We start from the raw sequence: 23,202 nt of genomic DNA, 5'->3' as shown, positions 1-23,202 counted from the left end.
CTCGCCGCCGCGCCGGCGTCACGGTGCGCGCGCTGCGGCACTACCACCAGCTCGGGGTGCTGGATGAGCCGCCCCGCACCTCGAACGGGTACCGGCAGTACGGGGTGCACGACCTGATCCGGGTGCTGCGCATCCGCCGCCTTGCCGCCCTCGGGATCGCCCTCGAGGACATGCCGAACCTCCTCGACGAAGACGGTGCCGAGACGCCCGCGATGCTCGACCGGCTCGACGCCGAGCTCGCTGCTCAGATCGAGAGGCTGACCGCGCAGCGGGCGCTCATCGCGCAGCTACGCGGCCTCCCCACGACCCCGGACCTGCCGCCGGAGCTCGCCGCCTTCATGGGCACCCTCTCCAGCCACCTCTCCCCCGAGCTCGAGCAGATGGACCGCGACCAGACCGTGCTGCTCGCGCACCTCGTCGGCGAGGAGGGGATGCCGCACCTGGTCGGCTACTACGAGCAGCTCAGCGACCCTGCGCTGGTGCCGCAGATCATCGCGATTGCCGCCGAGTTCCACGAACTCGACGAACACACCAGCCAAGACAGGTTCGACGCGTTCATCGAACGCTTCGTCACGACCTTCGAGCAGGTCGTCGAGGCGTTCCGCACGGACGCCCCAGACCTCAACTTGTCCGACGCGGCGAGGCTCTTCGACGAGTACTCGGCGTCCATGCTCAACCCCACCCAGCAGCGTGCGATGGCGGTCGTCGGCGAGCGGCTGGATGCGGCAGAGGGTGGGCAGGCGGCCCCGGCTTAGATCCGTCGGGTGGCGCCCCTCGCGAACGCGGCGACGTCGGCGTCAACACCGCGCAGCCGCCGACCCGCGCGGGTCGCGCCGGCGAGGAGCTCCAACACGCCCATCGTCTTACTCTCGGCCGGCGGGGCCGAATAGTGGTCGCTTCCATCGCGCCACCCGAGCGAGAACAGAACCTCGCTGACTTGGGCGCGCCACTCCTCCGCACGCGATTCGCTCCCCACCACTGCGAGTGCGCTCCACCCGGAGTGCCGGTCGTGCGGGGCAGACCCGAGCGGCAGCCGACTCTGGATGTGCGCGAGGAGCGCCTGCGGGTCTCCGGCGACCGCCTGTCCGGCCCGAGTCGGCACCATGCGGCCCTTGCGAACCGCGACCAGGCCAAGGCTTCGTGCCGCGTTGCGCAGCTGCGCGACCGGCCAGGTCTGGTCCTCCCGGTTGCACATGCCGATCCACCACTCGCTCACGCCGGTGCGCCGCGCGATCTCCTCGACGTGCGCGGGCTTCAAGTAGCCGGCGCTGGTCAGCGGCACTCCGTCGCCGACAACCTCGAGCAGCACCCGGAACGGCGCTGTCAGCCTGTCCGCCGCATCCGCACCCACTTCGGTGCCACCGGCCGATGAGGGAAGCGCGAGGCGGGCACGCAACGCACCAATTCGGTGTCGCCGTTCCGCGTTGAGGAGCGACGACAGCTCTTCGCCCACGGGCCCAGCTTCGCGTGACACTTCCGAAACCCAACTGTTGGCTTCAGCGAGGTCGAACACGTCCGGGTGCCACTCCTCTGGCAGCCAGCTTTTCGCCTCACGGGCCGACTCGAACACCTCCGGGCGCAACTCTTCCGCGAACCCTCCCCGCACCCAGTCTGCCAGTTCCGTGTATCCCCACGGGCCCCCGCAGTCTTCCGGCGGGCACGCCAACTTACCCGCAACACACGTCGCGACAGGGGGCGCTTCCTCGAGCACCTCTTCGACGCGCAGGATGTGGCCCCACCCGTCGCCGAAGTCGTAGTCGTACCAGAGGCGGTCGCCGACCTTGGCGACGAGCTGGTCGAGCCGCACCCCGTCTTCGAGCATCCCCTCGTCGCCCTCGTCGAGGTCGAACTGCGTCAGCAGTTCGGGCGCGTTGCGCTCATGGCCCGTGCGGAACCGATGCAGGTGGCTGTCCGTCCATCCCATCGCCGCCTGAATTACCTCATGCAGGCGCGGCATCAGCATGTCACCCGCAACCTCGATACGTCGCCACACAGGCGGCTTCGTGCGCTGCAGGTCGACGCGGATGCGGAACCCGCGAGTCGTGGCGGGCACCGGCAGTAGCTTCGGTTCGGGGCGACGATAGTCGTTCAGCGCGTCGCCGACGCCGCCGAACATGGCCGCGAGTTGATCTGGCGACGCTCCAGCGATCATCTGCTGGATGAGTTTGTCCGCGTCCGGAAACCCGAAATCCTGCGAAGTCATGTGCACGTCCTGTTCGCTGTCCTGGTTGCCCGCGCCAGGGCACGCGACCATCTTGCCAGTAGCCTCCGGGGCGGCCTGAGCGCGCGCGCACGAAACCGCCGGCGGACCTGCCGAGGGCGACACGCGTCAGCTCAGTCCGTCCCGAGCCTCGCCAGACGTTGCCCAAGGAAATAGCAGGCCAAAGCTAGCTAGAAGCGGCGGCTTTCCTGCCCTACGCCGGCAGTCGCGTGATCGCCGTCTGGATCGCGACAACGGCAGCGCCGCGCGCCCAGGCGCCGAACCCCGCCCGGTCGACGTGGATCCGCACGGGCTCCGCCTGCGCATCGCGCTCGGCATCGACAACTGCCCGCACCCGGTCGGCGACGAGGTCGTACAGCCCAACGCCTTCACCGGCGAGGACGACCGACGACTGCAGCGTGAGGTTCGTGGCGAGCGAGATGAAGCGGCCAAGCGCGTCCCCCGCTGCCTCGACCACTGTGCTCGCCGCAGCCTTGCCGGACGCGGCGAGCAACAGCACCTCGTCGTAGGTGACCGGCCGCTGCAGCGCCGTCGACACCTGAGCGGCGATCGCGTCAGACGTGAGCATCGCTCGCGCACATCCGCGGTGCCCGTCGGGGCAGACGGGGCCGGATGCGGCGAGCGGTATGTGCCCGCCCGTGCCAGCCCCAGCATCCACGGTTCGCACCGTCTGCCCGTCGACAACCAGCCCGTAGCCGACGCCAACGCCAACCGTGATGACGACGAAACCGGGCAGGTTGCGTCCCATGCCGAACCAACGCTCCGCCTCTGCGAGTGCCACGACGTCGTTCTCGACCGTCACCGGCACGCCGAGGCGCGACGACAGCATCCCGCCAAGGTCGACGCCACTCCACTCGAGGAACGGTGCGCTCTCCACAACGCCGCTGCGGATGAACCCGCCGAGGCTCACGCCGACCCCGCTGAGGTCGGTCACATCCAGCGCCTCGGCGCTGCGAACAATGTCGGACACCACGTCGTCGGGGCTACGGCTCCTCAGCGGCTGGTCGTGCGAGGCTTTCGGCTCAGCCCGGATGCCGGTGGCCACGGCATAAAGGTGCTCGCCCGTGAGCTTCACGCCGACGAACCTGCCCGCGTCGGGAGCGACATCCAGCGGGCGGGATGGGCGGCCCACGGAACCGTCGGCGACATCGCCGAGCTCCACGAGGAAGCCTTTGTCGATGAGCGGCTTCGCCAGGCGAGTGAGGCTGGCAGGTGACAGCTCGAGCCTCGTCGTCAGGGCCGTGCGCGACAGCGGCCCGTGGATGAGGACAGCCCGAGCCACCGCGATCTCGCCGCTTGCAACCATTGGTCGCCACCCCCTCGACATCGATCAGTTACTTCCATTGTGGCACGAAGTCGGCTTCCCGCGGGTGCTCTGACTGGAGAAACTTGTCGTTGCCCCCGCGATTACTTCCGTGCTAAAACTAATCCGTGCACTCCCTCGACAACGACGTCCTCGTCTCGGCCGTGACCCGCAACGGCGCCATCCACCTGCGCCGGGGCGGCACGAGCGTCGTCATCGACGCCCAGACAGGGAGCATTCCGGCCATCGTGCACTGGGGGCCTGACCTCGGCGAGGCCGACGCGTCCACCCTCGATTCCCTCGCGATCGCCACCCGCCCCCAGCGCGTCTCCGGCGGCCTCGACGAGACGCCCCGCCTCCGCACCGTCACGACGGCGGCCGACGGCTGGTTCGGCACCCCGACCCTCGCCGGCCACCGCGGCGGCCTGTCCTTCTCGACGAGCTTCACGGCCCCCAGCAGCGCATCCCCCCGCACCGAGACGACCTCCGACGGCATCGCCATCTTCCTCACCGACGACGAGGGCGGCCTCACGGCCCGCGTCGAACTCCAGCTCGGGGCGAGCGGCCTCCTGCGCCAGCGCATCACGATCCGCAACGTCGGCGAGACGCCGTACACGGTGGATGCACTCAACCTGCTGTTCCCGCTCCCCTGGGACGCGACCGAGATCCTCGACACGACGGGCCGCCACCTCCGCGAACGCTCCGCCCAGCGCAGCGAGCTGACCTTCGGCACCCACCTCCGCGAAAGCCGTCGTGGCCGCCCCGGCGCCGACTCGACGCTGCTCCTCGCAGCCGGCACCCCCGGCTTCGGCTTCGAGTCTGGCCTCGTGCACGGCATCCACGTCGCCTGGAGCGGCAACCAGCGCGCCTTCGCCGAGCGCGCCACGACGGGAGAATCGCTCCTCGGCGGCGGCGAGCTCTACCTCCCCGGCGAGATCGTGCTCGGCCACGGCGAGGAACTCTCCTCACCGTGGGTGCTGGGCTCGTGGGGGCAGGGCCTCAACGAGTTCGCTGCCCGCTTCCACACCGAGTGGCGCGCCCGCCCGCAGCACCCGATGCGGCCACGCCCCGTCACCCTCAACACGTGGGAAGCCGTCTACTTCGACCACGACCTCGACAAGCTGCTCGCCCTGGCCGACGCTGCCTCCGACGTCGGCGTCGAACGGTTCGTGCTCGACGACGGCTGGTTCCACGGCCGCCGCGACGACACCTCGAGCCTCGGCGACTGGACCGTGGATGCCGGGGTCTGGCCCGAGGGCCTGCATCCACTCGTCGATCGGGTCACGGCCCTCGGCATGGAGTTCGGCCTGTGGGTCGAGCCCGAGATGGTCAACCCCGACAGCGACCTCGCGCGGGCGCACCCCGACTGGATCCTCCGCTCCCGCACGACGCTGCCACCGTCGGGCCGCCAGCAGCAGGTGCTCGACCTCGCCAACCCCGACGCCTACGCGTACATCGCAGAGCACCTCAACGCGCTCCTCGACGAGTACCCCATCGCCTACCTGAAGTGGGACCACAACCGCGACCTGGTCGACGCGGGCGCGGGCCCTGGCCAGGCAGCGCGCGTCCACGAGCAGACGCTCGCCCTTTACCGCCTGCTCGACGAGCTCAAGACGACCCACCCGGGCCTCGAGATCGAGAGCTGCGCATCCGGTGGCGCCCGAGTCGACCTCGGAATTCTCGACCGCACCGACCGCGTCTGGACGAGCGACTGCCTCGACCCCGTCGAGCGGCTCGAGAACCAGCGCTACACCTCACTCGTCGTGCCGCCCGAGCTCATGGGCATGCACCTCACCACTCCCCACGTGCACTCGACGGGCCGCACCGTCTCGCTCGCGTTCAGCGGATCCGTAGCCCTCTTCGGCCACTTCGGCATCGAGTGGGACCTCACGACCCTCACCGACGACGAGCGCGCCACCGTCTCCGAATGGGTGGAACTCTCCAAGCAGGTGCGTCCACTCGTCGCCACGGGAGCATCCGTGCAGGTCGACACCGCCGACCCCGGCCTCGACGTGCGCGGCGTGATCTCCGACGACCAGAGCCGCGCCTACTTCACCGTCGCGCAGACGCAGACCCTCATCTCCTCCCCCGCCGGGCGCGTCCGGCTGCCGGGCCTCGACCCCGACCGCGAGTACCAGGTGCGCCTGGTCACCCCGGGCGGCATCACCGAATCACCCGCCCAGTCACCGTTGGCCTGGGCCCACCACAACACCGTGCTGACCGGGCGGATGCTCTCCATCGTCGGAGTGCGCCCACCCGTGCAGAACCCACAACAAGGCATCGTCATCGAGCTCACCGCCTGACCGGCGGCGAGCTCGGAACGCGCAAGGAGGCGCACATGAAGAAGAGATTCACCAGGGTGGCCGCGGTCGCCGTCGGGGTCCTCGCCCTTTCGGCGAGCCTCAGCGGCTGCAGCACCGACGCCGACGAGGGGGTGACGACCCTCAACTTCTTCCAGTACAAGGGAGAAGCGATCGAGGACTTCGCGAAGATCATCGCCGACTTCGAGGCCGAGAACCCCGACATCAAGGTCGTGCAGAACCAGATCGCCGACTCGGAGACGGCGATCCGCACGCTGCTCGTGAAGGACCGCACGCCCGACGTCATCACCCTCAATGCGAACGGCAACTTCGGACGCCTCGCCGAGGCCGGCGTCTTCCACGACTTCAGCGAAGACCCCGTGCTGCAGACCGTGAGCCCCGCCGTGCAGGAGATCCTCGCCGAGCTCGGCAACGCAGAGGGTGAGGTCAACGGCCTCGGCTACGTCAACAACGCAAACGGCATCATCTACAACCGGGAGATCTTCGAGGAGCAGGGCATCGAGGTGCCGACGACGTGGGACGAGCTGATCGCCGCGTGCGACGCACTCGAAGCCGCTGGCATCACACCGTTCGCCGGCACCCTCGCCGACAGCTGGACGGGCATGCCCTCGTGGAACGCGATCGGCGCCTACGCGACCCAGGACGGCTTCTTCGAGGACATGCGCGCCGAAGGGGACGCGGTTGGCCCCGATTCGGCGGTCTCGTTCGAGCAGGACTTCCCTGACACCATGGCGAAGCAGCAGCAGCTCTTCGGCTACACGCAGGACGGCTACCGCGGCGCCTCCTACGACGACGGCAGCGCCCTTTTCGCCAACGGCGAGGTCGCGATGCTCATGCAGGGCATCTGGGCGCTCAGCCCCGTCAAGAACATCAACCCCGACATCGACGCGGCGATCTTCCCCTACCCGGTGCCGGAGAATCCGGACGACCGGATGCTCGTCTCCGGCGTCGACGTCGTCGTCACGATGGCGAAGGACACGCCGCACCAGGAGGAGGCGCTGCGCTTCATCAACTTCATGTTCGAGAAAGAGACCGTCGAGGAGTACGCGGCCTCCCAGACCATGATCCCGTCCATCATCGGGGCCGAGCCGAGCGACGACCCCGCCCTGCAGTCGGTCAAGCCCTACTTCGACGCCGGCAAGATCACGGGCTTCATCGACCACCAGGTGCCGCCAGCGATTCCCCTCGTCGGCATCATCCAGGAGTCCCTCTTCGCGAACGACGGCGGCTCCGCCGCCCTCGCGACCCTCGACAACGAGTGGCGAAAAGTCGCCGCCCGGACGATCCCGCTGACGGAGGACTGACATGGCCACGCTCACGCAAGCGGTGCGGACCACAGCGTCCGGACCCGAGACGAAACGCGCATCCCGCACCCGAAACACGGGCTCGCGCACCGGCTCCAGCTACTACTGGATGGTGTGGCCCGCGGTCATCGCCTTCGCCGCTTTCCACACGGTTCCCATGATCGTCGGCATCTTCTTCAGCTTCACGAACTATGCGGGCTACGGGGAATGGAACGCCGTCGGCTTCGCAAACTACGTCAACCTGTTCCGGGATGACCGGGTGCTGGAGGCGTACGGCTTCTCGTTCCTGTTCGCGATCGTCGCCACCATCCTCACGAACGTCATCTCGCTCGCCATCGCGCTCGGCCTGCACGCGAAGATCAAGGCGCGGAACTTCTTCCGCGGCGTCTTCTTCGTGCCGTACGTGCTCGCGATCCTCGTGATTGGCTACGTCTTCCAGTTCATCTTCTCGAACTCGCTGCCGCAGCTGCTCCCGAACATCCCGTTCATCGCCGAGAACATCCTCACCAACCCCGACCTGGCGTGGGTCGCGATCGTGATCCTCGCCGTCTGGCAGTCGTGCGCATTCTCGATCATCATCTACCTCGCCGGCCTGCAGACCATCCCGGGCGACCTCTACGAGGCCGCCTCCCTCGACGGGGCCTCGCCGTGGCGGCAGTTCACCGCCATCACCTTCCCGCTCATCAGCGCGTTCTTCACGATCAACGTCGTGCTGAGCCTGAAGGGGTTCCTGCAGGTCTTCGACCCGATCATCTCGCTCACGAACGGCGGGCCCGGCACGTCTACAGAGTCCGTGACGATGCTCATCTTCCGCGGTGGTTTCTCGGGCGGCGAGTTCGCCTACCAGACCGCCAACGCGGTGATCTTCTTCATCGTCATCACCGTCATCTCCCTCCTGCAATTCCGGGTCCTTCAGCGTCGAGAGGCCGATTTCTGATGTCAACTGCAACCACCACCGCCGCGCAGGAACTCGCGGCAGCCCCGCTCCCCGACAAGCCCGTCGGTCGTGTGCGCCGGAAGCGCGTCCGCGAGAGCGACGACGACAGCCGCAAGACCAACTGGTGGGCGACCGCGCTCATCGCGGTCTGCTCCCTCACCGTCCTCGTGCCCCTCTATCTCGCGGTTGCGGTCGCGCTGAAGACTCCGGAGCAGGTCGCTAACGGCACCGGCTTCGAGCTGCCGTGGCCCATCCGCTGGGAGAACTTCGCCGACGCGTGGGAGCGCACCGAGTTCCCGCAGGCGCTGCTCAACACGGGCCTCATCACGGTCGGGTCGGTGATCTTCACGCTGCTGACGAGCTCACTGGTCGCGTATGCGCTGGCGCGCAACCTGCAGAAGCGCTTCTTCAAGGGCGTCTACTTCTACCTGCTGGCTGCGCTCTTCGTGCCGTTCCCGATCATCATGCTGCCGCTGGTCAAGCAGACGTCACTGCTCGGCCTCGACAACCCGTTCGGCCTCATCGTGCTCTACACGATCTACGGCCTCTCGCTCAACGTGTTCATCTACACGGCCTACATCCGCTCCATCCCCATGGAGCTCGAGGAAGCAGCCCGCATCGACGGCGCCTCCACGTGGCGAGTGTTCTGGCAGATCATCTTCCCGCTGCTCGGACCGATGAACGCGACCGTCGGCATCCTCACCTGCGTGTGGGCGTGGAACGACTTCATCATGCCGCTCGTCATCCTCACCGACCCGGGCGCTCGCACGCTGCCGCTGGCCCAGTACGTGTTCCAGGGCCAATACAACACTGACTACACGGTGGCGTTCTCGTCGTACCTCATGGCCATGGCGCCCCTGCTAATCGTGTACATCTTCTCGCAGCGCTGGGTCATCTCCGGCGTCACGCGGGGGTCGATCAAGTAGCAGACGACGATGGATGCGCGTGGCAGGGCGTGGCCCGGAAAACCCGAGAGGTGGTCCGGGCCACGTCTTGTCTGTGCGGGCCGGGTGGCGCGCTCCTAGCGCCAGTCAGCCATCGCAACCGCAAGCGCCTTGCGCGCCCTCGCGATGGCACCGCGAACGGTGCTGACGGGAATCTCTAGCTGGTCCGCGATGCCCTGGTAGCTCATGGACTCGAGCTCCCGCGAGACCCAGCATCGGCGCTGCTGCTCGGGGAGGTTCGAGAGGGCGACATGGAGAGCTGCGGAGAGGAGCGCGAGCTGAGTGTTTGTCGTCGGCGACTCGTTCTCCGACGCGGCCGGCTCCCACTCATCGACCCGGTCGTGCTCGCGGCGACGCCTGAGCACATCCACGCTGCGGCATGCGACGATGCGCAGCATCCACGACCGCACGGCCGCGAGGTCCTTGAGGGTCGACAATTTGGTCCATGCCTGCGCGAGCGATTCCTGCACGACATCGTCGGCCTCGGCGTCAGAACCGAGGCGCCGGCGGGTGCAGACGTACATGAGGGTTCGGTATCGCTGCACAAGCAGGTCGAACGCGCGGGCATCGCCGAGCGACGCGAGCCCCGCGAGGAACTCGTCGCTGTCGCCGGGGGCGGCCACGCTCCGGAACTGAGCCATGGCCTTCGTGCGGGCGACGGACGGCATCTCCCTCACGACGGCTACGGCCGTCGCTGCTGGTGCTACGGCTACTGCCGGTGCGGCCTCAAGCGTGAGCATCGTCACGGACCTCACTTCTGGAGCTTTCAGTCGGACGCTTGGAAGCCGCCACGGGGAGAGAATCCCCCGTCATGGAGAGCGGCGAGCAGAACCCGGATGCTTCGACACATCCGCAAACCATTCGGAGCCGTGCCGTATCGGGATTTCGAGCAGCCGCACCCCGGTGCCTGACGTTCGTTTCCAACTGCGTTCATCCCATCCACGTCGGCGATTCCTTGCTTCGCGGGAATAGTTAGTTAGACTAGCTATATGCCCAAGACGAGGATCGACCACGAAGCTGAGAGCCGACAGGTAACCACAGCCGACGGCTTCTGGGACGCCTACCAACGCAGCACCCTCCCCCTGGAGGCGATCGCGATCTGCGGCACCGGCATCATCATCAGCGCCGGCATCATCACGGCGATCAGCACGTTCTTCTGAGCGCGGCGCCGGACGCCAGCTGTTCTTAGACTGCCGTTGCGAACACGACGACGTTCTTATCGTAATGGCCGATGTCGCGGTCGAAGTAGCCGCCGCACGTGATGAGGCGGAGCTCGTCGCCCGGAACTGCGCCGAAGACGCGCGCTGTGGGGAACTCGGCCTTCTCGACCGTGACAACCTCGGTGACCTCGTAGCTCGTGACGCCGCCCTCTGCGTCGGTGACGCTCACCACGTCCCCTTGAGCGAGCTCGTCGAGACGGAAGAACGCGGCGGGCCCGGCGAGGCCGTCGACGTGCGCGGCGATGACGGTCGGCCCGCGACCGCCTGGCTTGCCGCCGCCCGTGAACCAGCCGATCTCGTCGAAATCGACGGGCACTTCCATCTTGCCGTCGGCGGCGATGCCGAGGTCGATGAGCGTGCCCTCCACGTCGATGGCGGGGATCGAGACGGCGGTCGGCTCGATGCCCTCGGGCATGACCTCGACGCCGCCCGCCCCGGCCGGCGGCTGGGTTTCGGGCGCCGGCGCAACGGTCGCCGCCTCGGACGGTGCCGCCGGAGTTGCCTCGGCAGAGGCCGCCGGCGACTGGGTGCCTTCGGATGCTGAACCCTCCCCGCTCGGCGCGGCCGCGCATCCGCTCACAAGGAGCAACGCTGCAACGGCGAGCGCCGGGACGCGCAGTGCGCGCCCCGGCAACCAATCGAGATGTGTGGTCACTGACCCGCTGCGCGAGCCTTGCGCGCAACTGCAACGCCAGCCGCGCCGACAACGGCGAGGCCACCGAGGCCGAGGAAGCCGAGCGTCGTGGCGTCGAGACCACCGGCAGCAGCAGCGCCACCGGCAGCTACGCCGCCCGCACCGGTGTCGACGCCGCCGATCGGAACCTGCACGAGCTGGCCGCGCACGACGCCGGCCTTGAAGTCAGCCGTGTGCGAGTCGCCCGTGAAGCCGGCCGGGTTCGCCTCGATCTGCTTGAGCGTGAACCCATCGCCCGTGTCAGTGCCAGCGTCGCTGTTGAGACCCGTCGTGAACGGACCCTCGAGGCAGCCGCTACTCGTGCGCGTGCCGTCACCGTTGTCGGTGGGGTTCGGGAACGCGATGCGCGGCGGGCCGGCCTGCCCCCTCCGCCGCCTCGTGAATGTGCGTGGCCGTCTTCGCGGGGCTCTCGTACTCCCCCGTCACGCCAGTGAGGGTGATGTCGTAGCAGATGATGTTCAGGTCAGAGTTGATGCGGAAGTCGAACTGACCCATCGAACCGGGCTCTCCCGGCGTCACGTCGCCATCGTTGTTGATGACCGCGTCCGGGGTCGCCATGACCGTGTAGGCGCTCGTGAACGAGTCGGGTTCGGAGACTTCCGTCTCCGTGGTTGCGGGCGCGGCGGCGACAAGAGCGATGGCGGCGACAGCTGTGGCGCCGAGGGTGAGCGACTTCGCGAACGTGTGCTTGGGCATGAGGGTGCCTTCCTGCTTCGCAGCTCCCCGGTGGAGCCGTTGTACAGGGGCATACGGCGTGAAGCCCTCCCGCGTTCATCCGACCCCAGACTTTTTCGAGAAAGTTTTCGGGGACACTCTGAACGCGGCACGCAGTAAGGCAGTACACCCCTCTACCAACCGCAGTTGAGTCGCTGGAGGGAGGAGCTGTGAGCACTGCCGTTATCGTTGACCGCGCAAGGGGGACGACGACGAGAGGACACGCACGGATGGCGGATGCGCCACACTCGTTCGACCTCCAGTCGGCATTCCGCGACCACGGCAGCGTGTCCTCGGCTTCAACGTCAACGCCCTCCGCGACCGCGCGCTGGCTGAGGACTGCGTGCAGGAGACGTTCCTGCGCGCGTGGCGGGCCCGCGACAGCTTCGACCCCGCCAAGGGCGGGGAGCGCACCTGGCTGTTCGCCATCGCCCGCAACGTCATCGCGGACGCCCTCCGCGCCCGCGAACGATTGCCCCGCGTCTCTGCGAGCGGTCCCCCGACTGGGGCCGGCGAACCAGCAGCCGAGACACCCGACCCCCTCACCGGGCTCGGACTCACCGAAGCCCTCGCCCGACTGCCAGACGAACAGCGCGAAGCGATCGTCGCCATCCACCTGACGGGCTACAGCTACGCTGAGCTCTCCGCCCGCTGTGGGGTGCCCGTCGCCACTCTCCGCACCCGCGTCTTCTACGGCCTCCGCGCCATCCGCGGCCACCTCGACGAACCAGGAGGAGCTCGTGCCTGACCAGAACGCAGACCGCCGCGCCGAGCTCATCGCCGCCGCACTCGTGGGCGAACTGACCGAAGCCGAAGCGGCCGAATTCGAGCGGATGCGCGCCTCCGACCCCACGATCGACGCCGAACTGGTTCAGCTCCAGGGACTGACCGGGAACATCTCTGGGCTGCCCGACTGGATGGAGGCGTCACCCAGCGAGGAGCTGCGCGAGCGGGTGCTGGGGATCGCGGCCGCAGACAGGGGTGGGAGTGGGGCGTCTGGAGCTGGAACTGGAACTGGAGCCGGAGCCGGAGCATCGGGAGCGCACGAGTCGGGAACGGACGAGTCGGGAACGGACGAACCGGGAGCGCACGAGTCGGGAACGGACGAGGCCAGAACTGCAGATGCGAGCGCCGTGGGGACACCTGTTGGGTCCGGGCCATCGGAAGCCACACGTCGCGGGCGCGAGGCTGGCGCCGGCACCGTGAGCGACCCGGAGGATACGCGGATCCCCGGCCAGCAGGATGCGCGGATCACCCCTTTGCGGCGGTCCCGCTTCGGAGGCGGGCTGCTCCTCGGAGTCGCCGCCGCCGGGCTCGTGATCGGCGCTGTCGGAGACTTCCACCTCCCACGGGCGGACACCCCACCTCCGGTCGGCGGCCCCGGCACCCTCGGCGCGGTTGAAGCCGTCAACTTCCAGGGAGAGCCGTCTGGGGTCGAGATCGACGGAAGCGTCGTCGCGCACACCTGGGGCACAGAGACCCTGCTGACCGTCACCGGCCTGCCGAGTGGCGAGTTCTATTCAGTCGTCGTCGACGACGAGGCCGGCGAGGAGGTCGGCTCTGGAACCTTCCTCGGATCCGAAGTCGAGATCAACTGCGCCGTGAACGCGGCCGCCCTCCGCGAGGAGGTCACGAGTGTCGAAATCCGCGCAGAGAGCGGCGACGTCGTGGCATCGGCGGCGTTGCCGCGCGTCGAGGGGTAGCCAGCTCACGCATCCAGAGGCACGCGGCCGACTGCGGGAGCGGCGTGGAAGCAGAGGGCGACAGGCGGATGGCACGGCGTCACGCCCAAGTCACGGGAGATTCACACAAGGAGCACGGGACACGAGCGGCGGCGCGACACGCTGGCGCAAGCGCCACTCCCGAGCGGCGGCCGTCGCTATCGACAGACCGACACAGCGCACCTCGGCACGACTCGTGATGCGACAACTCGCCCCGGTGACAGGTGCGAGCAACTCGGATCGAAGTGCCGCGGCGCCTTGGTGCCGTGGTGCCGTGGTGCGCAGCGTCGGTGGTCCGTGCTCTGCTGGAGGGGGAGAAGGAAGTCGGCTCAGCCACAGCGCACCGCATTGGCGAACAGCTCAAGACTTCGCAGCCACCTGTGCGCCGCCAGACTTGCCCGACACTAAGGGCACCCTTCGTAACTATAAACGAATTGACTCAGAAAAGCCCTGTTGACAACTGAATTAATTAAGGCCTTGCCGTTAGGCTGGCGGTGATCTTGGGGGAGATTATCGTGGCATCACAGTCGGAGCAGGAGGCGTATCGCCAGTCGTCGATGGAGACGGCTGTGGTAGATGCGCTGCTCGAGGCGCGGTGCCAGCTGGCAGGCCTTCCGGATGCGGAGATCGTGATCGCGCTGCGGGAATTGGCGGCTCGTCGGCGCGTGTTGGATGCCGCGTTGGTGGAGGTCGCGGGCGAGTTGCTGCGGCGCGAGGATGAGTCGCCGCGGGCGGAGTCTGTGGCACGAAAGTCGGGGTTCCGGAACCTGACGGCCATGGTGGAGCAGGTTCTCGCCGTGCGGCCGTTCGAAGCGAGCACGCTGGTGCGGGTGGCCGCGGCGACGCGGGAGCGGATGAGCGTCACGGGCGAGTCGATCCCGGCGAAGTATCCGGCCGTTTCGAAGGCAGTCGGGTCGGCGGTCATGTCGATCGCGCAAGCGTCAGCTATCACGAAGGGCCTCGATCACACCGGGAACCGCGTGAATGTCGACGAGCTCGAGCGGGCTGAATTGGAGCTGGTCGCGTCGGCCTGCGGGGTGAACCCGGAGGACGAGCAGCCGGCGGTGCCGAAGGTGCTCGAGGCTCAAGCAGCGACGTGGGTGTCCTACCTCGACCCGGACGGCGCCGAGCCGCGGGCGGACAAGATCGCGGAAGAGCGCGGCCTCTGGATCTCCCGCCGCAGCGACGGCGCGGTGGTTGGGAAGTTCACTGCAACGCCCGAGCAGGGCGAGCAATTGATGTCGGTGTTCGACGCGTTACTCTCGCCGCGGCGCAGGGTTGAGTTCCCGGCAACGTCCGAGTGCGGGGAGCCAATGGCACCAGCGCTCGGCGCCGACGAGCACCCGCTCGACGAAGACAGCGACGATGTTGAGGTTCCACTGGTGGACCCACGCTCGATCGAGCAGCAGCGCATCGACGCGCTCACGATGGTCGTGCGCGCCTACGCCGAGTCACCCGACGCGCCCAGGACGGGAGGGGAAGCCCCCACTGTCGTCATCGTGACCACCCAGGCCGGCATCACTGGAACAGCAGTACGCCCCGAGGACGTTCCCCACCTGGAGCGCACCGGGGAAGCGATCCCGCCCAGTGTCGCCGCGCAGATGATGTGCGACAGCTTCATCCGCGTCGCGACGCGCAGCCGCGCCGGGGAGATTCTCGACCTCGGCCGCAAACAGCGCCTTTTCACCACCGCCCAACGTCGAGCCATCGCGACCCGAGACCGCCAGTGCCGAGCGCCCGGGTGCAACGCACCAGTCCGCTGGTGCGAAGTGCACCACACCAAACCGTGGAGTGAGGGCGGACCCACGGACGTGAAACACGGCATCCTGCTGTGTTCCTTCCACCACCACGAAGTCCACCGTGGACGGCTCGTCGTCATCAAAGGCAGCAGCGGACGCTGGCACGTCGTGCCAGCCCTCGGACACCACGTCCCCCGCAGAACAGCCCGCCGCCGCCGCTACACGAGCAACACCGTCCAAGCCTCACGCCCGCAGATCAACCGAAGACCCTGAAACCACAGGCAGGAGGAACAGCCACTCCGACCGGCGACCCTGATCCACCGACGATGTTAAGCCACGGACGGCCCTCATCCACGGACGGCCCTCACGCACCGACGGCACTTATCCACCGATGACTCTCAGCCACCGACGGCCCTCACCCACCGACGGCACTTATCCACCGATGACTCTCAGCCACCGACGGCCCTCACCCACCGACGGCACTTATCCACCTTCACCTCGGGGCGTGCGCGGCCTCCACCGCGGGAGTTGGCCACCATCCGCTAGTCGGCGCGCAACACAACCCTCGGCAGTGCAGCCCCGTAGAGCTCCACGAGCGACGACAGCAAACTGAACCTGCTGAAGTCGTACGCTCCGACGTTCACCTGCGGCGCCGCCGCATAGGCAGCCGCCTCGTCAGCGGCCGGCGCGAACGGTTCGCCATCGCCAACGACAACAACGTGCTTCGTGCACGCAAGCAGCGTGGCAGCCGTCACGAGATCAAGCTGGGAAGCACCATCGATGACCACCGAGTCGAGCATGACTCCCCGGCTCAAACTCTCAGAAAGGGACACGCTCCGACTCAAAACGACCGGATAGTCGCGCACGAACCCCTCGAAATCCTTCCAATACGTGGTGCTCGCGTACTCACTCCGCGGGGCCCCAGCGAAGCGCCGCCGCAGGGCCGACTCGAACGCCTCGGCCGACAGCGCCTGATGCTCATCGACAAGCTCCGGAGCCCGCATCTGCTCCACGGCATGCGCGGCCTCCGAGACCTGCTGCCCAAGCTCCTGCAGCCTCCGCTGGTAGAACTCAACCTGCAAACGGATCAGCTGCGGACCGCGCTCCTTCGCGCTCGCCTTCGACGCGTCCATCGTCACCGACACCGAATCGCGGTTGAACAGCGGAATCGCCGAGAACAGGGCGGCAGTTTTCGCCTTCACCTCAACCACCGCGGCCGCCTCAGCGAGCGCCGGAGCGGCGACGGCGAGCAGCGGCAACTCCCCGAGATCGGGCTCGATCCCGGCTGCGACAAACTCGTGGAACCGCTCCCGCTCACGCTCGCACGCCGTCAGCTCACCGTGCAGCTCCGACCGACGACGCTCCGCTCCCTGCGCGACAGCCAGCATCTCGTCGACCGTACCGAGCCGAGCCGCCTCCGGAACCTCCGACGATGCGTGCCGACCCGCCGCAGCCAGGAACGCGCCAAGCGCCGCGTTCCCCGCAGCCTGACCCGCGAAAAACGCTTCCCGGCGGGCCACGGTGCCGAGCCCCGCAATCGCGAAGGCGACACCTGCATCGTCGAGACGCTCACGCACATCGTCCAGGCCGGCATCCTCCGCCGCCACGACCGCGACGTGAGCCCCAGGGCGTGCAAGCAGGTTCGCGACGACGTTCACGATCACCTGTGCCTTCCCCATCCCGGCGCCACCCTCGACGACCGAGACCTGTGCTGTCAGGGCATGCTCAACTGCCTGCCGCTGGCTCAGGTTGAACGGAAACGGGAAGAGGCGAGGATGCGGATGCTCGCGGCGAAGGATCGGCGCACCATTCACGTAACTCGCCAGGACGCTGCCCCGGTGCACGGGCACGAGACGCTCGAAGGCCAATCTCCTCGACAATGACCCGGGATCCCCTCGACCACCAAACGCCAGTGCGCCAGCACGGCCTGCTCACGCTCGCTCGGCACCGCCGACCCCGCCCGCTCCGTCTCAGCAACCGCCTGGCGCGACACTGCACCGCTCATCTCGAAACCCCGCCCTGCCGCTGGAATCTTCCTCGATGCTCGCACCCGACACGAAGGCGCAAGGTGCCGACCAGGCGAAGCACGCGTCGTCGCCGCCGACGCCTGGTCAGCACACAAGGCCAGGCGCCCACACCCGCGCTGGCCGTTCACATAACTCCAGACGCTAGCCTAACGGACCGGGCCAGAATCGCCACAGAGGGATTAAGCCGGACGATCCTCGCGGGGTAAATCACTCCCAAGACGACCGACCAGGCACGACAACCCAGCAAGAGACCTCAGCCTGAGACAAGCCCCGTCAGAGCCGATAGACCCCGCGAGAGCAGACACCCCCATCACTGCAGACAAGCCCCATCAAAGCAGACAGCCCCATCACTGCAGACAAGCCCGATCAAAGCAGACAGACCCCGCGAGAGCAGACAGCCCAGTGAGCCAGCATGAACCCGCCGTCACCGTCACGCTCCGCCTACAGCAGCTCACGGGAAGCCACGTGACCCGGGAGCATCGGCACTCCAGTAGACCCTCATTCCTCATGCAGTGCCCGCCGTGCCGACTCAGCCTCATGTCGTCGAACCGGTACCCGGGCAGTTGAGCGCGCAAGTCTGGGCGCGTGCTCGCGAGCGCTGCACGCTGGGTGGGAACAGGTCAGCGCGAGCCGACCCCGATCATCCACTCGTCGCCGTTGCCGTCTAGGGAGTCCTGCACGGCCGCCTCGGCGTCGCTCAGCGCTCGCTCGGCGGCGTCGAGCTCCAGCTTGGTGGCCAGCTCCGCTTCGAGCCGCTCCCGGTCGGCAGCCTGGCGCTCGGCGCGCGCCCGCAGCGACAGAGACTGGGAAAGCGACTGGGAAAGCGACTGGGAGCCTGGGGCGTGCAGATCCTCGCTGCGGAGCGCGGCCAAGCGTGAGCGCAGCTCCCTCGTCCGCAGGTACGCCTCTCGGACGCGGAGCATGAGCTCCGACTGCTTGCCTGATTCGTCCGCGCTCGCATTCACAGCTCAGAGCCTAGAGCTTCCCCGGCGCTTGGACGACCTAACGCCGCGGCGAACGGAAGCTCGCGTCCGGTGCGTCCGGTGCGTCCGGTGCGTCCGTCGCGTCCGGCGGCCAGCGGGTTCGCGTGGGCCGGCTCCGGGCAAATCCGCATGCCAGCGGCCGAATCGGCAGAGCCGATGATGGCGCGCACCCACTGGTCGTTGATTGCCGGCAGCCGTCCGTCGACGAAGCGGAACCGCAGGTCCGTGGCCGGACTGATCCAAAGCGTCTCCCGTCCGCTGCCCTGACCGGCGGGGCGCGACGTGGAGAACGCGACGCTGTGTCCCGCCCTCAGCAAGCTCAGCAAGGCAATCTTGAGGTGAGCAAGTGGCCGGTCGTCGATCTCGAGTTCGTGGCTCTGACTGCCGTAGTACATGAATCCCATGAGGTCACCTCTGGGTTGTGAGAAACCAAGGCGACGTACCCGTCTCGACCACTCGGCGTGCGCCCCGACGAATGAAGGAGGGGCAAGGGGGAACCGAAGTCCTCTGAGTGTTGCACGCGGGGTCCGCATTCCCTGCGCCTGAACCTGATCTCGCGTCGCGCGGCATACCAGACACACCCGCCGCGTGACACTGCCGTTGCCCGAGCGCGATGAGGAGTGGCTGAGTGATTCGCGCCTTTCGCTCCATGCTATGCCGCGGACACCCCGAGGAGCCCACGGACATTCTCGTGCGCATCAGCGGCAACGACTCCGTCGCCGATGGGAGCAAGACCGACTCCGCCACTCCGGCCTGCTCGCCGCAGCTCGCGGCGGCGGGTTCGTCGCCCTGCCGAAGCCAACTGCATCCAGGACAGCCGAACTGGTTGCCCCCAATTCGGCCGTCCGGATCGAACCAGCCCCGGGGGGAGGTCTCGACAGACGACACCGGCCGCTTACTGACCTCACATTCAGAAAGACGAGTTGCCGCGGAGGGAAGTCCCACCGCCCTCGCACCGGCCGCCGGCGAACTCGTACGGTGGATGCATGACTGAGGCAGGAGAACAAAAAGTCGCGCTCATCACCGGCGTCGGCCGCAGACGCTCGATCGGTGCCGCGCTGGCTATCGGTCTCGCCCGAGACGGCTGGGACCTCGCACTCAACTACTGGACGCCATACGACGACCGGGTTGGCCTCGAGCGCATCGGCAACGACCCGCGCGCCGTCGCCGACCTGTGCCGCTCGCTCGGTGCATCCGTCAAGCTCATCGAGGGAGACCTGAGCGACACCGCCGCCCCGGCCGCAATCGTCGACCAGGCCCGGGCGCTCGGGCCGCTCGCTGGCCTCGTCATGTCGCACGCAGAGTCGGTCGACAGCTCCATCCTGACCACGGACCTCGACAGTTGGGACCGGCACTTCGCCGTCAACGCCCGCGCGACGTGGCTGCTGATCAAGGCGTTCGCAGAGCAGCTTCCCCTCAAGTCCGAACCTGGGACGCCCCGGGCGAGCGTCGTTGCCCTCACGAGCGATCACACCATCGACAACCTGCCGTACGGGGCGAGCAAGGGCGCCCTCGACCGCATCGTCACGGCGGCCGCCGTCGAGCTCAAAGACCGCGGGGTGCGCGCGAACGTCATCAACCCCGGCCCCATCGATACGGGGTGGATGGACGATAAGACCCGCGCCTGGTGCACCGAGGCGACCCCGGCTGGTCGCCTCGGGACGGCAGAGGACACGACGAACCTCGTGCGCTTCCTGTTCTCACCCGCCGGCGCCTGGATCAACGGGCAAGTACTCTCCAGTAACGGCGGGTTCAAGTTCGGGTAGGCGACCCCTTCGACCGCTCAGCGGGAAAGAGCGGGTCACCCGATTCGGGTGGCCCGCTCTCGAATATTGCTGGCTATGCGTTCAAATTCGCGATCGCGTAATCCGCCTCTTCGACGGTGAACTGCTCGCCGTACTCGCTCGTGAGCTGGTCGTGAATTGCAGCCGGTGACATCGCCATCTCGTTTTGATACGTCTTGGCCTTCGCGAGAGCGTTGGCATTCCAGTCGGTCTGCACATTGTCAACCGCATACTGAGCAGCCTCCGCCGAGAACTGTTCGCCGTATTCGGAGACCAACTGGTCGTAGAGTCCAGCCTTACTCATGTGCATCTGATTTGCGTAGATGTCCGCCTTGGTCAGCGCCGACGAGTACTCGACGGGAACCGCGGGCGCAGCGGGTGCCACGGGTGCCGGTTCAGGTTCAGGCGTCACCACAGGCTCAGGCGTGACAACTGGCTCTGGCGCTGCAACCGGAGCCGTGGTTTCGACTGGAGCGGCCGCCTCGACGCTGGGCTCGGCCGGCGCAGTCGCAGCGGCGGTCTCGACAACGCCGGCAACTTCGCCCCCGATCGAACCCAGTGCGGAAGTCGTGATCACCGATGACAACAGCGCGATCGCGCCAAGCACGAGACCGATGATCGCGAAGGGTTTCTTCTGCTTCTTCACGAGCGCGAAGATGCCGAGGACGATCGCGGCCAAGCCCGCGAGAATGCCAGCGACAGGGACAAGGCCGATCAGAAAAGCGACAATGCCGACGATCAGCGCCGCGAGCGCGATGCCCGAAGCCGGCTTGGGTGGTTGCCATCCGCTGGGAGTGCTGCCATTCGGAATGGCAGCCTGGTAGTGCGCTGGAGGCTCGTAGGTGGGCGCCGAATTCGCCGAAGGAGAATTCGAATAGTGCTGAGGTGATCGGGGCGAATCGCCCGACGGGGAGCCCTCAGGCGAGTAGGGGGTAGTCATTCGCCAATCTTGCCAGAATTACCGTATGCAAATACACCACCGAACCCCAGGTCCACGAGGGATTAATTCCCCCAACCCCACACCCATTTACCCGGACAATGGGCCCTCCGCCGGACGCAACGGCGCTCTCCCCCGCCGACCTCACTCCTCGCACGAACTCGCTCTTTGGCGCACAGGAACTCGAGCGGCACATTTCGGGTAGACATGACTCATGCCCGCGTTCAATGAGCCCCGATCCACCGCGCGGATCTGGCTCTGGACAACCGTCGTCGTGGTCCTCATCTCGCTCGTCCTGGCGCCAACACACGACTACACGATCTGTGTCGATAACTACAGCGACCCTGCCCTCTCCTACTGCGAGAGCTACCCGCTCTCCCTAGCCGGCAACCGAACCCACGTGTGGGCCTGGCTGGCCGCCCTGACCTTGGCTGCCCTCACCGGCTGGCTGGCGGCGCGCCGCCACAAGACGCGACCTCACGACTGAGCGCAGGGACACGAACCCCAGAAGCGGCGCGGCCCTCCCCTGCTAACTTGAGCGCGTGGCCCCGCAGATTCCCCCGCAGCTCGCCGACCGGCACGCGCGTCGCCTGCGCCGCCCCGCCACGGAGTCGACGCCCGAATTCGACCTGACGTTCGTGCGGACGGGGCCTCGCGCATGCACGCCCGTCGTCGTGCTCCCCGGCGGCCCCGGTCTCGGGTCGCTGCTCCCCTACCTCGGCTTCCGCAGGCGCGCCTCGCAGGGCGGACTCGACGTGATCATGGTCGAGCACCGCGGCATCGGGTTCTCGCGCGCGGACGCGTCTGGGCGTGACCTGCCGACCTCCGCGATGCGCATCAGCGACGTCATCGACGACATCGCTGCCGTCCTCGACCACGAGGGCATTCCGAAGGCGCACATCGTCGGCGCCTCCTACGGCACTTACCTCGCTTCGGCCTTCGGCGCACGCTACCCGGAGCGCGTCGCCGGCATGCTGCTCGACTCGGCCCTGCAGTCCGCGGAGTCGCTCAACCTGGAGCGCCACACGGTGCGCGAGCTCTTCTGGCATGCCGACACCGCCGCGGCCGAGGCGACTCACGCGCTCATCGACCAGGGCGTCGACTCGCGCATCCTGCTCGACGTCGCCCGCGCCGCCTACGAGCTCGGCGGCGACGAGCTGCTCCTGCCGGTGCTGCGGCAGCGCGCCAACCACGCACACACGGCCGCCTGGAGTGCCCTGCAGCTGTACGCGACCCGCGACCGCTCCATCGCACGTTTCCCCGGCATCTACGAGTTCGACCTCGCCGGCGTCATCGGCTTCCGCGAGCTCGGCTACGGCGGCACCCCGGACGGGCTGCCGCTCGACCCCGCCCTCACCTACTCGGAGATCGCCGACCTCTTCCCCGCCTTCGCGGGCGCACCGTTTAACCTCGCGGCGGAGACCCCGAAGTTCCCGTGGCCGCTGGTACTCCTTGTCGGCAAGCGCGACCTCCGCACCCCGCCGCCCATCGCGCGAGGCATCGCCGCGACCGCGCAGGATGCGGTGCTCGTGCACATCGAGAACGGCCACTCAGCCCTCGAATCGCATCCGCTCGCGCTGCTCAACGCGATCCGCGCGCTCGTGCGCGGCCAAGAGCACGCGCTCCCCGGGGCTGCGGCGGCGCTCAACCGTCTCCCGCGCCGAGGACTCGCAGCGCGCATCCCGGAGCTCCTCGGCGCCGCGACCCTCGTCGAGAGCACGATCCGGCCGTAGCGCGGTGACCCTCTCGTCAATTTAAGGGCGAAGTGGACTCCGCCCGCTTCGCCCCGCGAAAACATGCCCGGGAATCCGCGGAACTTCGAGGGCCTCATCGAACCGACGAACCACTTCGCCCTTAAATTGTCAAGATACGAGCCCGAGCCCGAGCCCACGCTCGGGCCCAGGCCGCCGACGCCAACGCGACACGGAACGCGTCGCGCTACGCCCGCGCCACGCCCGCGCTACGCGCTGATGACTGCGTCGACCTCGACCTCGAGCAGGAGGTCCTTCGCGACGAGGCCAGCCGTGCCGATGAACGCGCACGCCGGGCGGATCTCGCCGAATACCTCGCCGTGCACCGCGCCGACGGCGTCGAAGTCGCGCTCGATGTCGACGAGGAAGACCCGGGTGCGCACAACGTCAGCCAGGCTCCCGCCCGCCTGCTCGAGCGCGGCGCCGATGCGCTCGAAGATCTCCCGCGCCTGCTCCTCAGCGTCGACACCGGGTGCCGTCGTGCCGGCCACGAAGACCTGGTTGCCGACCTTCACGGCCCGCGAGTAGCCGACGGTCGCCTCGTAGGGCGAGCCGGAGGAGATGTTGATGCGTTCGGTCATGGGGGCTCCTTCATGTGGGCA

General features: G+C 67.9%; 22 protein-coding genes and 1 pseudogene. 12 read left to right on the top strand and 11 right to left on the bottom strand.

The window, feature by feature from the left end:
• Positions 1–17: 17 nt before the first annotated feature.
• A pseudogene (locus FHX72_RS08030) lies at positions 18–755 on the top strand (MerR family transcriptional regulator); the annotation flags it as partial.
• On the opposite strand, the gene FHX72_RS08025 reads toward FHX72_RS08030, so the two are convergent.
• Both FHX72_RS08025 and FHX72_RS08020 read right to left on the bottom strand, forming a co-directional pair.
• Positions 752–2,203, bottom strand: a complete 1,452-nt coding sequence (locus FHX72_RS08025) for a plasmid pRiA4b ORF-3 family protein (protein ID WP_183624260.1) — start codon at positions 2,201–2,203, stop codon at positions 752–754. The pseudogene FHX72_RS08030 and the gene FHX72_RS08025 sit on opposite strands and share 4 nt — an antisense overlap.
• A 211-nt stretch (positions 2,204–2,414) precedes the next feature.
• Complete coding sequence (locus FHX72_RS08020) at positions 2,415–3,527, bottom strand: ROK family transcriptional regulator (protein ID WP_183624258.1); 1,113 nt, start codon at positions 3,525–3,527, stop codon at positions 2,415–2,417.
• A gap of 125 nt (positions 3,528–3,652) precedes the next feature.
• Between FHX72_RS08020 and FHX72_RS08015 the strand changes: the two genes are divergently transcribed.
• The 4 genes from FHX72_RS08015 to FHX72_RS08000 are packed head-to-tail and all read left to right on the top strand — an operon-like array spanning position 3,653 to position 9,012.
• Positions 3,653–5,827: an alpha-galactosidase gene (locus FHX72_RS08015; RefSeq protein ID WP_338110085.1), complete on the top strand. Its 2,175-nt coding sequence runs from the start codon at positions 3,653–3,655 to the stop codon at positions 5,825–5,827.
• 35 nt (positions 5,828–5,862) lie between these two features.
• Positions 5,863–7,149, top strand: a complete 1,287-nt coding sequence (locus tag FHX72_RS08010; protein WP_068480544.1) for an ABC transporter substrate-binding protein — start codon at positions 5,863–5,865, stop codon at positions 7,147–7,149.
• 1 nt (position 7,150) lies between these two features.
• Entirely contained in the window at positions 7,151–8,086 is a 936-nt protein-coding gene (locus tag FHX72_RS08005; protein ID WP_183624257.1) for an ABC transporter permease subunit, read from the top strand.
• Positions 8,086–9,012, top strand: a complete 927-nt coding sequence (locus tag FHX72_RS08000) for a carbohydrate ABC transporter permease (protein WP_068480546.1) — start codon at positions 8,086–8,088, stop codon at positions 9,010–9,012. Before FHX72_RS08005 ends, FHX72_RS08000 begins: the two co-directional genes overlap by 1 nt.
• A gap of 95 nt (positions 9,013–9,107) precedes the next feature.
• Here FHX72_RS08000 and FHX72_RS07995 read toward each other — a convergent pair whose 3' ends face one another.
• Positions 9,108–9,770, bottom strand: coding sequence for an RNA polymerase sigma factor (locus FHX72_RS07995; RefSeq protein WP_235812735.1), 663 nt, complete (start codon positions 9,768–9,770; stop codon positions 9,108–9,110).
• A 249-nt stretch (positions 9,771–10,019) separates the two neighbouring features.
• Between FHX72_RS07995 and FHX72_RS07990 the strand changes: the two genes are divergently transcribed.
• Complete coding sequence (locus FHX72_RS07990; RefSeq protein WP_156475731.1) at positions 10,020–10,190, top strand: hypothetical protein; 171 nt, start codon at positions 10,020–10,022, stop codon at positions 10,188–10,190.
• Positions 10,191–10,215: 25 nt separating this feature from the next.
• On the opposite strand, the gene FHX72_RS07985 is transcribed toward FHX72_RS07990, so the two are convergent.
• The 3 genes from FHX72_RS07985 to FHX72_RS18870 all read right to left on the bottom strand — a co-directional run bounded on the left by FHX72_RS07985 (position 10,216) and on the right by FHX72_RS18870 (position 11,640).
• Positions 10,216–10,905, bottom strand: a complete 690-nt coding sequence (locus FHX72_RS07985) for a class F sortase (protein ID WP_338110084.1) — start codon at positions 10,903–10,905, stop codon at positions 10,216–10,218.
• The gene (locus FHX72_RS18875) at positions 10,902–11,093 is read right to left on the bottom strand and encodes a hypothetical protein (RefSeq protein WP_244964109.1); all 192 of its coding nucleotides are present in this window, start codon (positions 11,091–11,093) and stop codon (positions 10,902–10,904) included. The genes FHX72_RS07985 and FHX72_RS18875 overlap by 4 nt, the downstream gene beginning before the upstream one ends.
• A 163-nt stretch (positions 11,094–11,256) precedes the next feature.
• Positions 11,257–11,640: a CHRD domain-containing protein gene (locus FHX72_RS18870; protein WP_244964108.1), complete on the bottom strand. Its 384-nt coding sequence runs from the start codon at positions 11,638–11,640 to the stop codon at positions 11,257–11,259.
• A 361-nt stretch (positions 11,641–12,001) separates the two neighbouring features.
• Between FHX72_RS18870 and FHX72_RS07975 the strand changes: the two genes are divergently transcribed.
• The 3 genes from FHX72_RS07975 to FHX72_RS07965 all read left to right on the top strand — a co-directional run bounded on the left by FHX72_RS07975 (position 12,002) and on the right by FHX72_RS07965 (position 15,391).
• Complete coding sequence (locus tag FHX72_RS07975) at positions 12,002–12,406, top strand: RNA polymerase sigma factor (RefSeq protein WP_338110083.1); 405 nt, start codon at positions 12,002–12,004, stop codon at positions 12,404–12,406.
• The gene (locus FHX72_RS07970; RefSeq protein ID WP_183624255.1) at positions 12,399–13,361 is read left to right on the top strand and encodes an anti-sigma factor; all 963 of its coding nucleotides are present in this window, start codon (positions 12,399–12,401) and stop codon (positions 13,359–13,361) included. Before FHX72_RS07975 ends, FHX72_RS07970 begins: the two co-directional genes overlap by 8 nt.
• Positions 13,362–13,894: 533 nt before the next feature.
• On the top strand, positions 13,895–15,391 hold the full coding sequence (locus FHX72_RS07965) for a DUF222 domain-containing protein (protein WP_183624253.1): 1,497 nt from the start codon (positions 13,895–13,897) through the stop codon (positions 15,389–15,391).
• Positions 15,392–15,660: 269 nt separating this feature from the next.
• Here the strand turns inward: FHX72_RS07965 and FHX72_RS07960 are convergent, their stop codons facing one another.
• The 3 genes from FHX72_RS07960 to FHX72_RS07950 all read right to left on the bottom strand — a co-directional run bounded on the left by FHX72_RS07960 (position 15,661) and on the right by FHX72_RS07950 (position 18,523).
• Entirely contained in the window at positions 15,661–16,986 is a 1,326-nt protein-coding gene (locus tag FHX72_RS07960; protein WP_183624251.1) for an AAA family ATPase, read from the bottom strand.
• A 779-nt stretch (positions 16,987–17,765) separates the two neighbouring features.
• On the bottom strand, positions 17,766–18,110 hold the full coding sequence (locus FHX72_RS07955; RefSeq protein ID WP_183624249.1) for an HlyD family secretion protein: 345 nt from the start codon (positions 18,108–18,110) through the stop codon (positions 17,766–17,768).
• Entirely contained in the window at positions 18,107–18,523 is a 417-nt protein-coding gene (locus FHX72_RS07950; RefSeq protein ID WP_183624247.1) for a DUF7882 family protein, read from the bottom strand. Before FHX72_RS07950 ends, FHX72_RS07955 begins: the two co-directional genes overlap by 4 nt.
• Positions 18,524–19,114: 591 nt before the next feature.
• Here FHX72_RS07950 and FHX72_RS07945 point away from each other — a divergent pair.
• Positions 19,115–19,894, top strand: coding sequence for an SDR family oxidoreductase (locus FHX72_RS07945; protein ID WP_068493676.1), 780 nt, complete (start codon positions 19,115–19,117; stop codon positions 19,892–19,894).
• Positions 19,895–19,967: 73 nt separating this feature from the next.
• On the opposite strand, the gene FHX72_RS07940 is transcribed toward FHX72_RS07945, so the two are convergent.
• Positions 19,968–20,852 (bottom strand): Ltp family lipoprotein, encoded by an 885-nt coding sequence (locus tag FHX72_RS07940; RefSeq protein ID WP_183624245.1) that lies wholly within the window; start codon positions 20,850–20,852, stop codon positions 19,968–19,970.
• Between the two features lie 211 nt (positions 20,853–21,063).
• On the opposite strand from FHX72_RS07940, the gene FHX72_RS07935 reads away from it, so the two are divergent.
• Together FHX72_RS07935 and FHX72_RS07930 are read left to right on the top strand one after the other, a co-directional pair.
• Positions 21,064–21,336, top strand: a complete 273-nt coding sequence (locus tag FHX72_RS07935) for a hypothetical protein (RefSeq protein WP_068493678.1) — start codon at positions 21,064–21,066, stop codon at positions 21,334–21,336.
• A 55-nt stretch (positions 21,337–21,391) separates the two neighbouring features.
• On the top strand, positions 21,392–22,582 hold the full coding sequence (locus tag FHX72_RS07930; RefSeq protein WP_338110082.1) for an alpha/beta fold hydrolase: 1,191 nt from the start codon (positions 21,392–21,394) through the stop codon (positions 22,580–22,582).
• 227 nt (positions 22,583–22,809) lie between these two features.
• On the opposite strand, the gene FHX72_RS07925 is transcribed toward FHX72_RS07930, so the two are convergent.
• Positions 22,810–23,181 (bottom strand): RidA family protein, encoded by a 372-nt coding sequence (locus tag FHX72_RS07925; protein WP_068480591.1) that lies wholly within the window; start codon positions 23,179–23,181, stop codon positions 22,810–22,812.
• Positions 23,182–23,202: the final 21 nt, after the last annotated feature.

Origin of the sequence: Pseudoclavibacter helvolus, from assembly GCF_014191305.1 — a bacterium.
GTDB classification, from domain to species: Bacteria; Actinomycetota; Actinomycetes; order Actinomycetales; family Microbacteriaceae; genus Pseudoclavibacter; species Pseudoclavibacter helvolus.
This window is presented reverse-complemented; position numbering and strand designations above follow the sequence as displayed.

Coding starts and splice junctions, on each gene's coding strand:
- FHX72_RS07950 (WP_183624247.1), bottom strand. CDS start 18,523: ATGTACTACGGCAGTCAGAGCCACGAACTCGAGATCGACGACCGGCCA.
- FHX72_RS07945 (WP_068493676.1), top strand. CDS start 19,115: ATGACTGAGGCAGGAGAACAAAAAGTCGCGCTCATCACCGGCGTCGGC.
- FHX72_RS18870 (WP_244964108.1), bottom strand. CDS start 11,640: ATGCCCAAGCACACGTTCGCGAAGTCGCTCACCCTCGGCGCCACAGCT.
- FHX72_RS07990 (WP_156475731.1), top strand. CDS start 10,020: ATGCCCAAGACGAGGATCGACCACGAAGCTGAGAGCCGACAGGTAACC.
- FHX72_RS07995 (WP_235812735.1), bottom strand. CDS start 9,770: ATGCTCACGCTTGAGGCCGCACCGGCAGTAGCCGTAGCACCAGCAGCG.
- FHX72_RS08000 (WP_068480546.1), top strand. CDS start 8,086: ATGTCAACTGCAACCACCACCGCCGCGCAGGAACTCGCGGCAGCCCCG.
- FHX72_RS08010 (WP_068480544.1), top strand. CDS start 5,863: ATGAAGAAGAGATTCACCAGGGTGGCCGCGGTCGCCGTCGGGGTCCTC.
- FHX72_RS08005 (WP_183624257.1), top strand. CDS start 7,151: ATGGCCACGCTCACGCAAGCGGTGCGGACCACAGCGTCCGGACCCGAG.
- FHX72_RS08025 (WP_183624260.1), bottom strand. CDS start 2,203: ATGACTTCGCAGGATTTCGGGTTTCCGGACGCGGACAAACTCATCCAG.
- FHX72_RS08020 (WP_183624258.1), bottom strand. CDS start 3,527: ATGGTTGCAAGCGGCGAGATCGCGGTGGCTCGGGCTGTCCTCATCCAC.
- FHX72_RS07925 (WP_068480591.1), bottom strand. CDS start 23,181: ATGACCGAACGCATCAACATCTCCTCCGGCTCGCCCTACGAGGCGACC.
- FHX72_RS07940 (WP_183624245.1), bottom strand. CDS start 20,852: ATGACTACCCCCTACTCGCCTGAGGGCTCCCCGTCGGGCGATTCGCCC.
- FHX72_RS07935 (WP_068493678.1), top strand. CDS start 21,064: ATGCCCGCGTTCAATGAGCCCCGATCCACCGCGCGGATCTGGCTCTGG.